Origin of the sequence: uncultured Thalassospira sp. (genome assembly GCF_963976115.1) — a bacterium.
Lineage (GTDB): Bacteria > Pseudomonadota > Alphaproteobacteria > Rhodospirillales > Thalassospiraceae > Thalassospira.
The window spans coordinates 169,215-182,708 of the sequence record NZ_CAXBJJ010000005.1; the positions used below are offsets into that span (position 1 = coordinate 169,215).

Annotated in this window: 12 protein-coding genes; 10 read left to right on the forward strand and 2 right to left on the reverse strand. The window is 53.7% G+C overall.

From position 1 onward, the window contains the following. Positions 1–72 precede the first annotated feature (72 nt). The 5 genes from AAC086_RS07650 (at position 73) to AAC086_RS07670 (ending at position 3,072) form a co-directional block, all read left to right on the forward strand. Complete coding sequence (locus tag AAC086_RS07650; protein ID WP_339777250.1) at positions 73–591, forward strand: prolyl-tRNA synthetase associated domain-containing protein; 519 nt, start codon at positions 73–75, stop codon at positions 589–591. Positions 592–743: 152 nt separating this feature from the next. Further along, positions 744–1,670 (forward strand): thioredoxin, encoded by a 927-nt coding sequence (gene trxA, locus AAC086_RS07655; protein WP_339777253.1) that lies wholly within the window; start codon positions 744–746, stop codon positions 1,668–1,670. After that, a complete protein-coding gene (locus AAC086_RS07660) occupies positions 1,667–2,380 on the forward strand; it encodes an LON peptidase substrate-binding domain-containing protein (protein WP_339777255.1) in 714 nt (237 codons plus the stop codon). The genes trxA and AAC086_RS07660 overlap by 4 nt, the downstream gene beginning before the upstream one ends. Before the next feature lie 81 nt (positions 2,381–2,461). Beyond that, positions 2,462–2,653: a Trm112 family protein gene (locus AAC086_RS07665; protein WP_085589945.1), complete on the forward strand. Its 192-nt coding sequence runs from the start codon at positions 2,462–2,464 to the stop codon at positions 2,651–2,653. Between the two features lie 17 nt (positions 2,654–2,670). Further along, positions 2,671–3,072: a DUF971 domain-containing protein gene (locus tag AAC086_RS07670; RefSeq protein WP_339777260.1), complete on the forward strand. Its 402-nt coding sequence runs from the start codon at positions 2,671–2,673 to the stop codon at positions 3,070–3,072. Positions 3,073–3,237: 165 nt separating this feature from the next. Here the strand turns inward: AAC086_RS07670 and AAC086_RS07675 are convergent, their stop codons facing one another. Together AAC086_RS07675 and AAC086_RS07680 are read right to left on the reverse strand one after the other, a co-directional pair. Beyond that, on the reverse strand, positions 3,238–3,900 hold the full coding sequence (locus AAC086_RS07675) for an OmpW family outer membrane protein (protein WP_339777263.1): 663 nt from the start codon (positions 3,898–3,900) through the stop codon (positions 3,238–3,240). Between the two features lie 456 nt (positions 3,901–4,356). Then, complete coding sequence (locus tag AAC086_RS07680) at positions 4,357–5,580, reverse strand: UbiH/UbiF/VisC/COQ6 family ubiquinone biosynthesis hydroxylase (RefSeq protein WP_339777266.1); 1,224 nt, start codon at positions 5,578–5,580, stop codon at positions 4,357–4,359. Between the two features lie 544 nt (positions 5,581–6,124). On the opposite strand from AAC086_RS07680, the gene AAC086_RS07685 reads away from it, so the two are divergent. From AAC086_RS07685 to AAC086_RS07705, 5 genes are all read left to right on the forward strand, one after another. Then, positions 6,125–6,463 carry a P-II family nitrogen regulator gene (locus AAC086_RS07685; RefSeq protein ID WP_073955310.1) on the forward strand — a complete coding sequence of 113 codons (339 nt, stop codon included), beginning with the start codon at positions 6,125–6,127 and terminating at the stop codon, positions 6,461–6,463. Between the two features lie 23 nt (positions 6,464–6,486). Further along, positions 6,487–7,830: an ammonium transporter gene (amt, locus tag AAC086_RS07690; RefSeq protein WP_339777274.1), complete on the forward strand. Its 1,344-nt coding sequence runs from the start codon at positions 6,487–6,489 to the stop codon at positions 7,828–7,830. A gap of 300 nt (positions 7,831–8,130) precedes the next feature. Beyond that, positions 8,131–9,369 carry an ammonium transporter gene (locus AAC086_RS07695; RefSeq protein WP_339777276.1) on the forward strand — a complete coding sequence of 413 codons (1,239 nt, stop codon included), beginning with the start codon at positions 8,131–8,133 and terminating at the stop codon, positions 9,367–9,369. A 253-nt stretch (positions 9,370–9,622) separates the two neighbouring features. After that, positions 9,623–10,813 carry an aminotransferase class I/II-fold pyridoxal phosphate-dependent enzyme gene (locus AAC086_RS07700; RefSeq protein ID WP_339777278.1) on the forward strand — a complete coding sequence of 397 codons (1,191 nt, stop codon included), beginning with the start codon at positions 9,623–9,625 and terminating at the stop codon, positions 10,811–10,813. A 46-nt stretch (positions 10,814–10,859) separates the two neighbouring features. Beyond that, positions 10,860–13,331: a DNA translocase FtsK 4TM domain-containing protein gene (locus AAC086_RS07705; protein WP_339777280.1), complete on the forward strand. Its 2,472-nt coding sequence runs from the start codon at positions 10,860–10,862 to the stop codon at positions 13,329–13,331. Positions 13,332–13,494: the final 163 nt, after the last annotated feature.

Below are 13,494 nucleotides of genomic sequence, written 5' to 3' on the forward strand. Positions count from 1 at the left end.
TCTGCCAGGGGTAATTTCATGCTATTGTCTCTCGATAATATTTTTTACCAACCCAACCATAGCGGAAATAACATGGACGATCCATCCACCGGGTTATTTGACTGTCTTGAAAAACTGGGAATCGAATTTAGCACGCAGGCTCATGCGCCACTTTTTACCGTCGAAGAATCCCGGGCTTTGCGGGGCGACTTGCCCGGAATGCACAGCAAAAACCTGTTCCTGAAAGACAAAAAAGGGGCGCTATGGCTGGTTGTTGCCGAAGAGAACCGCCCTATCGCGTTAAACCATCTGCATAAAAAGCTGGGATGTCACCGGCTTTCTTTTGGTAATGCCGATCTGCTGTTCGCAACACTGGGGGTGGTTCCCGGCTCGGTAACCCCTTTTGCCCTGATCAATGACAGCAACAAAATCGTTAATGTTGCGTTCGATCAGGCATTTTTTGAAGCCGAAGACACACGCCTGAATTTTCACCCCCTTAGAAATGATCGCACAACAGCCATTTCCCCGGCGGATCTGCTGAAATTTGTAACGGCACTGGGGTATCAGCCAAAAATACTGGATTTTGACGACGATTTTGTGAAAAGCGACTGAAAAACAGTTGCATTCATGGTCTAAACTCCCAGATTGCAGGGGTTGCGCGCACCGCTGCGAAATATTGCAAAGATGTAATCTAAATCATCCCCTCTTGTCCTAAGGGATAAGGGACCTCATTTAAAATACAACGAACAGCGAGTAACCTTATCATGGCTATTATTCTTGATCCCAATGCACCTGCGCCGTCGGCACAATCGGGTGCCAACTCTGACCTGATCAAGGATTCCGGCATCGAAACATTCGTGCAGGATGTGATCGAACCGTCAATGGAAGGCCCCGTTGTTGTCGATTTCTGGGCGCCATGGTGTGGTCCGTGCAAAACACTGACCCCGATTATAGAAAAGGTCACACGTGAAGCCGGCGGCCGCGTAAAGCTGGTCAAGATTGATATCGACAAAAACCAGGACCTGGCAATACAGTTGCGCATCCAGTCGGTGCCCACAGTATATGCCTTCAAGGAGGGGCGCCCGGTTGACGGTTTTCAGGGCGCACAGCCCGAAAGCGAAGTCCGTGCGTTTTTTGAACGCATTGCCGGTGGACCGCTTGAAAGCCCGATTGAAATGCTGCTTGAAAAAGCACATGCCGCCCTGGCCGAAGATGACGCCATAACCGCTCACGGCCTGTATGGCAATGTGCTGGAACGCGAACCTGACAATGACACGGCATTAGGCGGCGTTTTGCGCTGCATGGTGGCGATGGGCGAAATTGAAAATGCGCGCGGCTTTGTCGACGACATGGGGGATCGGACCCGTTTGAAAACGCCGATTGCCGCCGCCATCAGCGCCCTTGAACTGGCCGAGGCCGTCACACACAATGCCGATCTGGATGTTGCACGCGCCCATGCCGAGGCCAACCCGACCGATACCCAGGCAAAATTTGACCTGGGAATGGCTTTGTTTGCGGCCAATAAACGTGAAGAAGCGGTACAGACCATGATCGAGATTATTCGCAAGGACCGCGAATGGAACGAAGATGGTGCCCGTACCCAGTTAATCAAATTTTTCGAGGCATGGGGCCCGATGGATCCGGCAAGTGTTGCTGGCCGACGCGCCCTTTCAACGGTATTGTTTGCATGAATATTTGCGGCCCATTCGATCCTGATTTTTCGGAACTTCCGGAGACTATTCCGGTATTTCCGCTTAGTGGCGCCTTGTTACTGCCCCGCGGTCATTTACCGCTGAATATCTTCGAACTGCGTTACCTGAACATGATCATGGATGCCCTGGGCCGCGACCGCATGATCGGAATGGTGCAACCGCGCCATTCCGACACCGAAGCAAACAGCAACGACAACAGCAACATCAAAACCGCAGATGCGGTATCAAACCAACTGTTTGGCACCGGGTGCATTGGCCGGATTTCGGCTTTTAGCGAAACCGACGATGGCCGTTTTCTGGTTACCCTTACCGGGGTATGCCGTTTTGACATTGCTGGTGAATTACCACTTGGTAAAAGTGGATACAGATCCGTCAAATGTGATTATTCACGTTGGCGCGGGGATCTGGATTATACCATCCAGTCATTGGACCAGCCCATCAACCGGTCCCGCCTGCAACGGGCCCTTGATGCCTATTTTTCCTACCATTCCTTGCGCTCCTGCTGGGATACCATCAGCGATACCGATGATGAAATGCTGGTGACGGCCATTGCCATGGGCTGCCAATTGGGCCCGACTGAAAAACAGGCTTTGCTGGAATGCCCAAGCCTGTATGATCGGGGCGATATGCTAACGACATTGCTGGAAATGGCGTGCTATCCCCAAACCAGCAAGGCCGCTGGCAACTAGTCCATAACATTCAAACGTCGGCGCGCATCGCGCCCTTTGCGTGTTTTGGCCAATCTTATGTAAAGACAAGGCAGAATTGACATGACGACCGCAAATCACAGCCCGGTTGATCCCAAACTTCTTGAAATTCTTGTGTGCCCGGTAACCAAGGATACCCTGGAATATGACCGCGAAAACCGCGAACTGATCAGCCGTAAAGCGGGCCTTGCCTATCCGATCCGCGACGGCATTCCGATCATGCTGCCCGATGAAGCCCGCGTTATCGAAGACTGAAAAAGGTCGCCCTTACCATGTCTGGCAACGCCTTCACCCCCAACCATATTCCGGTTGAAATAAACTATCTGAAACAGGATCGCGTTCTGGAAGTTATCTGGGGTGACGGTGTTGAAACACGGCTGAGCGCGGAATTATTACGGGTAGAAAGCCCTTCTGCCGAAGTTCAGGGGCACCATCCTTCCGAAAAACGGATAATTTCCGGTCGCAAACATGTTGGCATTATAAATATAGAGCCTGTAGGCCATTATGCCGTAAAAATCACGTTTGATGATTTACATGATAGCGGCATTTATAGCTGGCATTACTTGCGCGAGCTGCATGACAACCAGACCCAACTTTGGCAGCAATACGAACAGGCATTAAAAGACCGTGGCCTGTCGCGCGATCCCGCCAAACCAGGCATTGCGCAAAAATAAGCCACCGGCTTTCACGCGTGACCATCGCCACAACGCACCACGAAACAACACGCATTTCGGCTGCGTGCAAAGCGATAAAGCCAACCGCTTATGTGAGCCATAGAATACAAAAACGCCGCCGCAGTGATCTGCGACGGCTTTTTGCTCTGTCCCCGAAAGAACGAATTAGAAGCGGTAACCGATACCGACACCGAACAGCCACGGATCAAGGTCGGCGTCAGCCTTCACGGCACCACCATTGACCGAAACGTCGGTGTTGAGGAAGATCTTCTTGACGTCAACGTTCAAAGACCACGGACCAGAGATTGCATAGTCGAAACCAGCCTGGAACGCATAGCCAAAGCCATTGTCATACTTCACCGAATTGAACTGACCCGGCTTTGAATCATAGAAAATGGTGTAGTTGACACCAGCGCCAATATAGGGGCTGAAGCGCTGCTTGGACAAAAAGTGATATTGCACGGTCAGGGTCGGCGGCAGCAGACGGACACTACCCAGATCAAGCTCGGTACTACCAGACTTCCACTTAACGTCATGCTTGGACGTACCAGCGATCAGTTCGAGTGCAATGTTGTCGGTAACAAAATAAGAAAAATCGACTTCCGGGATAACGTCGTTGTCAACTTCGCCTTCACCGGCAAAACCATTTTTTCCCTTAATATCTTCATCAGGAACAACACCGACAACACGGCCACGGATCAGGATATCACCTGCCGATTTACCTTTGAAGCCCATATCTTCGGCCGAAGCCGGAGCAATTGAAGCGGCAGCAGCCGCAACCAGAATAGCAGCTGCACCGGCAGCTTTAAGAGTATTGATCAGTCGCATAATACGGACTCCCCTACGTCAAAGAATTGATCGAGGCGGAGCATCGTGCATATGAACGGCCAATAGCTTGACCCACATCAAGAAAACAACATGAAATCATGTGTTTTTTAGAACGGTTTTTAACTGCGCGCCCTTAAATCAATTTTTCAGTCTCTTTTTAACCATATGAATATGGTGCAGGGCAAAAAACGTCGGAAATAATCCTGTCACTTGCAAATATAAAGAGTCGAATACCCCGCATCTTGCGACTCGTAGTGACCAATATTCATTAAAAACCCGGCTTTAACCTGCTGCCCCACCCGCCCTTATGCCCACCATCATAAAGAGCTGGTATTAATTGACAACCAACCATCGTCACCTGAAAGAAACGAGGCATTACGGGCATAACAAAACCTTTCCCGTGCCGATCAACCGACCAGACGGGTTGTTTTGCTATTTTGCCCGAAGATGAAAACGTTAAATCGATTTACCCTGCATCAGCAAAGGCAGCGTCCCGGCATAGCCCATGGCATGAGACATAAAGGTGCGTTTTAACGGGGTCATTTTTTGCACCACTGCCAATCCTGCATCCCGGGCAAAGCGAACCGGTGCAAGATCGTTGGAAAACAAACGGTTTGTTACATCGGTTACAGCCAGCATCACCGTATTGTCAAAACGACGCCATTGCTCGTATTCCGCCAGCACATCCTGCATCCCGATGTCGCGGCCCAACCGGCGGGCATTGATCAGAATTTCGGCCAATGCGGCCACATCCCGGATGCCCATATTAAGGCCCTGCCCGGCGATCGGGTGCATACCATGGGCAGCATCGCCAATTAAGGCCAGCCGCGCATCACAATACTGATAGGCATGCTGCAACCCCAGCGGATAACAAAAGCGCGGTCCGATCACGTCAAGATCGCCCAGATAGCCATCAAAGCGCTGATGTAATTCATCAACAAACACATCTTCACTTTGCCCGACCAGATAATTTGCCATGGCCGTGCTTTCCGTCCAGACAATGGAGGAGCGGTTTTCCGTCATAGGCAGAATGGCAAAGGGGCCTGCGGGCAGAAAATGTTCCACCGCAACACCATGATGCGGGCGCTCATGCTTCACCGTGCAAACAATCGCACTTTGATCATATTGCCAGCTATAGGTTTTGATCCCGGCCCATTTTCGCAATAATGAATTGCGCCCTTCGGCCCCGATCGCCAGGGGCGCACACACATGTCGGCCATCATCAAGTGTCAGGACCATGTTTGCACTGGTCCGTGCAATGGTGGCAACCGATGCCGGGGCGATCAGGGTCACAAGGTCGTTTTCATCCATCGCCCGATAGAGCGCCTGCCGGGTTACACGGTTTTCAACAATATAGCCCAGCGCCTCGCTGCCCACATCGCGATGATCGTAATGCAGGTAAAGCGGACTTTTGCCATCGGCAATGCGAATGTCGGAAATAGGTTGGGCATCGGCCTGCATATATTGCCAGACACCTGTCACATCAAGCACCGCACGTGACGCCGCCGCAATGGCGCAGGTTCGGCCATCGTGGTTGGCCGCCAGCAATGTTTGCGGATTTTCGCGGTCGATCACCACACTGCGCAAACCGCCATGTGCCAGCGCCATTGCCATGCTGGCCCCTGCCAGACCACCGCCCAGAATAATCACATCAAAATGAAGAACGTCGTTCGTCGTCATCTTTATTGATCCTGTCTTGCCTGTCATCGCCCGGTTCTCACGCAAAGCTGCCAGTACCCACATCACGGATGATCATGATTTTTTGCGCATCAGATGCACAAAACACAATCGCCACTGCCAAACAATGGGCCCACGTCCCACCGGGGGTACGAACACCGCTTTTGCCGATGCTGATCTTGCCCGTATGGCTAAAATCTGTCGCAACATAGGCCGTCAAAACGGCTTTCGCCAGCCTTATCACTCTCTCGTATATACGAATAGATTTGATCTAAGGTCGTGCGATCATTTAAAAAAATCAGCCGCTATTGTACTGCCTGTTTTTGATGCAGTTTTAATCACGCTGCGCTTTCTTTGCACAAATTATGCGCGCCCACGTTGACAAAGTGCCACGGCATATTCCCGATAAAATTTTCATAAAAAAAGCATAATCAACATCTTAATAGACGAATTTCGAATCTGGCACGATTCTTGGTTTACTCCTTGTGACTGCGAAATCGTGATTGCCGCATTGGTGGTCAACGGATGTGCCGGGAGGTCGCATATTATGAAATTGGTTACTGCTGTTATCAAACCGTTCAAACTTGATGAAGTCCGCGAAGCGTTAAGTGCACTTGGCGTTCAGGGTCTGACGGTCACTGAAGTCAAAGGTTTTGGCCGTCAAAAGGGTCAGACCGAAATTTATCGTGGCGCCGAATACATGGTCAGCTTTTTGCCCAAGGTAAAGCTGGAAGTCGCGATCACGGATAATCTGGTCGATCAGGTTGTCGAAGCCATCACGAAAACGGCTCAGACCGGTAAAATCGGGGACGGTAAGATTTTCGTTCTCGACGTAAGCCATGCGGTTCGTATCCGCACCGGCGAAACCGGCGACGACGCCCTGTAAGCCCGGAGACAAGGGGAGACATTATGAAAATCTCGATGAAGACGACCGGCCTTGCCGGGCTAATTGGGGCAGCCACGCTGGCGATGATCGAACCGGCCTCTGCACAGGATGCAGCCGCCGCTTCCGGGGTTTCGCCAGAAACCGGTTACATTTTCAATACCTTCAGCTTCCTGATCCACGGCGCGCTCGTGATGTGGATGGCCGCAGGTTTTGCCATGCTCGAAGCAGGCCTGGTTCGTTCCAAAAACGTTGCCACCATTCTGCTTAAAAACGTCGCACTGTTTGCTGCGGCGGGCATCATGTATTACCTCGTCGGCTACAACTTGATGTATGCCGGTGTTGATGGCGGCTGGATCGGCAGCTTTGGCATCTGGGGCGCAGATGACGCCGCAGCCCTTGCTGGTGATTATTCTGCCGGTTATGCGTCGACCTCTGACTGGTTCTTCCAGATGGTGTTCGTTGCCACCGCGGCTTCTGTTGTCTCTGGTACCGTTGCCGAGCGCATCAAACTGTGGCCTTTCATGATCTTCACTGTGGTTCTGACCTCGGTTATCTATCCGATCACGGGTTCCTGGCAGTGGGGCGGCGGCTGGTTGTCCGAAATGGGCTTCTATGACTTCGCCGGTTCTACCCTCGTTCACTCTGTTGGCGGCTGGGCAGCTTTGACCGGTGCCATCATCCTGGGGGCACGCAAAGGTAAATTCGGTGCCGACGGTTCGGTTCATCCGATGCCCGGCTCCAACCTGACCCTTGCCACCATTGGTACCATGATCCTGTGGCTCGGCTGGTTCGGCTTCAATGGCGGCTCGCAGCTTGCCATGAACACTGCGGCTGACGTGATTGCCATCGCCAACATCTATGCCAACACCTCGATGGCAGCTGCTGGTGGCGTGATTGCAGCCATGATCCTGACCCAGATCCTGTACAAAAAAGTCGACCTGACCATGGCCCTTAACGGTGCCCTGGCTGGCCTGGTGTCGATCACTGCCGGTCCCGACACCCCGACCATCGGTGCCGCGATCATTATCGGCGCTATTGGTGGCATCCTGGTTGTCATCGCGGTTCCGCTGGTTGACAAATGCAAAATCGACGACGTTGTCGGTGCTGTGTCTGTTCACCTTGTTTGCGGCATCTGGGGCACCCTGGCGGTTCCGATCACCAATGCCGACGTTTCCTTCGGTGTCCAGCTGACCGGCGTTGTCGCCATCGGTGCCTTCGCCGTGGTAACCTCGGCCATCGTCTGGTTGGTTCTTAAATATACCGTCGGCCTCCGCCTGTCGGAAGAAGACGAAGCATTGGGTACCGATGCTGCTGAACTGGGCCTCGAAGCCTATCCGGAATTCGGTAAAGGTTCGCAGCGCTTCTAATATGCCCTGCACCACAATTTCCTGACGGATGCTCACGCATCCGACCTGTCAGACCCACTGACCCGCCCTTGTGGCGGGTCTTTCTTTTTGTGCTTGCTGTTTTTTTAAGCACAATTCTGGTCACTTGTCAGGCAGTCTTGCTCTCAAACACGTTTTGTACCCTTGCCTGAAACGTCACAAACCGACACATCAACCATCTGTTTTTGAACGTTCTTTTGTCATCACCCGCGATGTTGGCACAGATATTGATCTGCGCCCCCACCAAGAGGAAACGTTATAAACAAAAACAGAGGTCGTCTCATGGAGGCTTTTCAAACTGCCTCGGACGTATTTTTTGTGCTGATGGGGGCCATTATGGTCCTTGCCATGCACGCCGGTTTTGCCTTTCTGGAAGTCGGAACCGTTCGAAAAAAGAACCAGGTGAATGCTCTGGTCAAAATTATCGTCGATTTCGCTGTATCGACCATTGCCTATTTTTTCATCGGCTATGCCGTGGCCTACGGCGTTACTTTTTTCAGCAATGCCAATGTGTTACGCGGGTCCGAACTGGTAAACGGCCAACATGCCTTTGCCAGCAGCGGTTATGATCTGGTTAAATTCTTCTTTTTACTGACATTTGCGGCCGCCATCCCGGCCATTATTTCAGGCGGCATTGCCGAACGGGCCAAATTCTGGCCGCAACTGATTGCCACCGCCGTTCTGGTCGGTGTGTTTTATCCGCTATTTGAAGGCATTGTCTGGAACGGCAATTTTGGCATTCAGGATGCCATTAGCCATATTTTTGGCGCACCGTTTCACGATTTTGCCGGGTCAATAGTGGTTCACGCCGTTGGGGGCTGGATTGCACTGGGGGCTGTCATTCATTTGGGGGTTCGCAAAGGGCGCTATACCAAAACCGGCGGGCTGGTGGGTATTCCGCCGTCAAACATCCCGTTTCTTGCCTTGGGGTCGTGGGTGTTATGTGTGGGCTGGTTTGGTTTTAATGTCATGTCCGCACAATCGGTTAGCGGCATTACCGGGCTGGTGGCGGTTAATTCGCTCATGGCGATGGTTGGCGGCATTTTGACGGCCCTGATCGCCGGGCGCAACGACCCCGGCTTTGTCCATAACGGGGCATTGGCCGGGCTGGTGGCGGTTTGCGCCGGGTCCGATGTCATGCATCCGATCGGCGCGTTGATCACGGGCGGGCTGGCGGGTTTTCTGTTTGTCTGGGCGTTTGAAAAATGCCAGGCGAAATGGAAAATCGATGATGTTTTGGGCGTTTGGCCCCTGCATGGCATGTGCGGCCTGTGGGGCGGCATTGCCTGTGGCATCTTTGGCCTTTCGGCACTGGGGGGCGTTGGCGGGGTGTCGTTTGGCGTGCAGCTGGCCGGGTCTGTTGGTGGGGCGGCCTATGCGGCGATTACCGGATTCGTGGTTTACGGCGTTTTGAAAAATACAATCGGCATCCGCCTTGATTCCGAAGCAGAATATTACGGTGCCGATCTGTCGATCCATAAAATCACCGCCTATCCCGAGGATGACGTAAAAGCCAGCTAACCACTGCAATAACTTTTCCCAAAGCCCGGAAACCGCACGTTTCCGGGCTTTTTGCGTTTAAACACCCCGCCCTTTAAATCTTTCTTTGTACTTTTCCATTAGGGGTAAACTAAGTGTGTGAACTGACCGTCTTTTCCGCCTGCCTGCAAAGAACACTGCAAACCGGGCAGGGATCGCGGCTCAGACATACACCGGCATGGCCGCGCCTTCGGTTTGCCAATTGGGGTCCTTCATAAACGGAACGTCACACATCATGTTCAACCAGCGCCTGGACACTTTGCCCGATTATCCTTTTCCCCGGCTTGCCGCCCTGCTGGACCGTATTACGCCGGGCAAAGACCCGCTGGTAATGTCCATTGGTGAACCCCAGCACGAACCCCCGGCCATGATCACCGAAGCCATGATTGCCAATGCTCATTTGTGGCACAAATACCCGCCGGGGCAGGGAACACCGGAACTGCGCGCCGCCATCAAGGGATGGCTGGATCGCCGCTATGACCTGCCCGAAAACATGATCCACCGTGACGATCACATCATTCCGGTTGCCGGAACGCGCGAAGCCCTTTACCTGATCGCCACCTGCGTTATTCCACAAGATCAGCCCGGCCCCAAACCCAAGGTCCTGTTGCCCAACCCGTTTTATCAGGTCTATTGCGGGGCCGCCGTGCTTAATGATGCCGAAATGGTGCCGCTGGCCGCCACACCGGAAACCGGTTTTCTGCCCGACCTTGATCAAATCGATGACGAAACGTTGTCGGCTTGCCGCCTGTTTTTCCTGTGTTCGCCGGCCAATCCGCAAGGGGCCGTCGCCTCGCGCAACTATCTTGAACGCATTATTGCCCTGGCGCGCAAACACAATTTTGTGCTGGCAATGGACGAATGCTATGCCGACATTTACGACCGCGACGCCCCAACAGGGGCACTTGAAATTTGTGCCGCCCAAAACGGCAATATGGACAATGTGCTGGTATTTCACAGCCTGTCCAAGCGCTCCAGCGCGCCGGGTTTGCGGTCCGGGTTTGTCGCGGGGGATGCCAAAATCGTCAAGCACTTCAACCGCCTGCGCAGTTATTGTTCGGCGACCATTCCGATGCCGATCATGGCGGCATCAACCGCCCTTTGGAATGACGATGCCCACGCCGACGCCAACCGCGACCTGTATCGCGCCAAAATTGATATCGCAGCCGAAATTTTTGGCAATCGCTTTGGCTTTTATCGCCCCGCTGGTGGCTTCTTTTTGTGGCTTGATGTCGGTGACGACGAAGCCGCCACCAAAAAAATATGGGCGCAAGAAGGGGTTAAAGTCATTCCGGGGCGGTATCTTTCGATTAACGACCCACAGGGTGACAATCCCGGTGCCCGTTTCATTCGCATTGCCCTGGTACATGACCTGGCAACAACCCGCGACGGGTTAAGCCGGATCAACGCCGCCCTATCACGCTAACCCGGTCTCGTTTCAGACAGTAACAGAACTAACAACGGAAATCGGCATGAGCAGTCAGACAAACCTTCTTGAACGCGGCACCGCCTTTCTTCCCAGCGCCTTGGTGACCTTCCTCAAACGCGGGGGCATCCAGCTGTGTGGATTGGCACTGAGTGCGGCGGGGATTGCCCTGTTCATCATGCTGATCGGGTTTCATCCCGGTGATCCGTCGTTTAACCATGCCAGCGACCATGCCTATATCTATAACCCGCTGGGCATTTTTGGCGCCTATGTCGCCGATATGATGCTGCGCACGCTGGGTTTAGGCGCGGCCTTGTTAACCGCGCTCATTGTTGGCTGGGGCCTGCGCCTGATTGCCATGCGTCCGTTTAGCTGGATGTGGTTGCGGTTTTTGTTGTTACCGCTGGCATTGTTATTAATGGCAACGGCGGCATCGGCCGTGCCACGCGGCATGACCTGGCCGCTCACGGTGGGTTATGGCGGCTTTGCCGGTGATTTGCTGTTGGGGCGCCTGGGCATGTTGCTCACTCTGGCGGGGCTTCCTGCCGGGCCGTTCATTATTGGCCTGTTCAGCATGATCACAGGCATGATCCTGACGCTATTTTGCATGGCCTATCAATTGTCGGAATGGCGGTCGGTGGGCCATGTGCTGTCGCGTATTGGCGGCACCATCCTTTATGGCGTCGGTCGCGCCATTCCCGGCAATAGCACCGACGACGCCGCCGACATTGCCCCGGGCGAACGCAAAGGCGACCGCAATGCCCGCCCGCGCCAGGAACCGTCGATGGAACGCTCGGAAAAACGGGTAGCGGCGGCGGTGGAACGCAACACCCTGTTGGCCAGCGATGATGCCGATGATTATGACGATATCGATACGGCCCCCCCGGTTCATATCGTGGCCGCCCCTGCTGCCAAGGTCCAACCCAGCACCAAGGCATCGGCACAGCGTCAGTCATCATTTGATCTTGGCCATGGTGAATACAGCTTCCCGCCGCTTGGCCTGCTGCATGAACCCAGCGAAGAAGACTATGCCCAGATCGATCAGGGGGCTTTGGCGCAAAATGCCCGTTTGCTGGAAACCGTATTGCAGGATTTCGGCGTCAAGGGCGAAATCGTACAGGTTCGCCCCGGCCCGGTGGTAACATTGTATGAACTTGAACCTGCCGCCGGGGTTAAATCATCGCGCGTGATCGGCCTTGCCGACGACATTGCCCGTTCCATGAGTGCGATTGCCGCGCGTGTGGCCGTGGTGCCCGGGCGCAATGTGATTGGTATCGAACTGCCAAACTCCACACGCGAAACCGTGCATTTGCATGAAATTCTGGCATCCAACGATTTTGAAAAAAACACCGGCAAGCTGAACCTGAGCCTTGGCAAGGATATTGGCGGGTCGCCGGTGATTGCCGATCTGACAAAAATGCCGCATTTGCTGATTGCCGGGACCACCGGTTCGGGTAAATCGGTGGGTGTGAACGCCATGATCTTAAGCCTGCTTTACAAGCTGACACCCGAAGAATGCCGTTTCATCATGATCGACCCGAAAATGCTGGAACTGTCAATTTACGATGGCATTCCGCATTTGTTGACACCGGTGGTGACCGACCCGCACAAAGCCGTTGTGTCGCTTAAATGGGCGGTGCGCGAAATGGAAGACCGCTACCGCGCCATGAGCCAGGTCGGGGTGCGGAATATTGCCGGGTATAACAAACGCATCAAGGAAGCCGCCGCCAAGGGCGAAGAACTGACCCGCCGGGTTCAGACCGGCTTTGACCCCGAAACCGGCAAGCCGATTTTTGAAGACCAGCAACTGCCGATGGAACCGCTGCCCTTTATCGTCGTCATCGTCGATGAAATGGCCGATTTGATGTTGGTAGCGGGTAAGGATGTCGAAGCATCGATCCAGCGTCTGGCCCAGATGGCCCGTGCCGCAGGCATCCATTTGATCATGGCAACCCAGCGCCCGTCGGTCGACGTGATTACCGGGACCATCAAGGCCAACTTCCCAACCCGTATTTCCTATTCAGTGACCTCGAAAATCGATTCTCGCACCATTCTGGGCGAAATGGGTGCCGAACAGCTTTTGGGACAGGGCGATATGCTGTTTATGAGCCAGGGCGGCCGCGTCCAGCGTGTTCACGGCCCGTTTGTCTCGGACGAAGAGGTTGAAAGCATTGTCAAACATCTGCGTGATCAAGGCGATCCGTCTTATCTTGATGATGTTACCGAAGAACCCGAAGAAGACCCGGTTGCCGCCTATATGGCGGGCGGTGGCGGCAATGCCGGGCCGGGTGGCGGCAACAGTGCCGATGATGATTTGTATAATCAGGCCGTCGGCATTGTGCTGCGCGAAAAAAAGGCCTCAACCAGCTTTGTTCAGCGCAAACTTTCCATCGGCTATAACCGGGCAGCGCGCATTATTGAACAAATGGAAGAAAACGGGCTGGTATCGGCCGCCAACCATGTCGGCAAGCGCGAAGTGCTGATCGGCAATATGGATGGCACCCCGTTTGAGGATTAACCCTCTGAAAACCGAGAAAATGCTGCGTTGCGAAAGGGTTGCCTCACCGGCAGCCCTTTTTGCATTTGCTGCAGTGCCACCACGCGACCGATGCAAAAATGCGATAAAGTGATCGCGACAAAGCAATATACAGTCTTTACCTGCCCCCCATATCGTGCCCGAC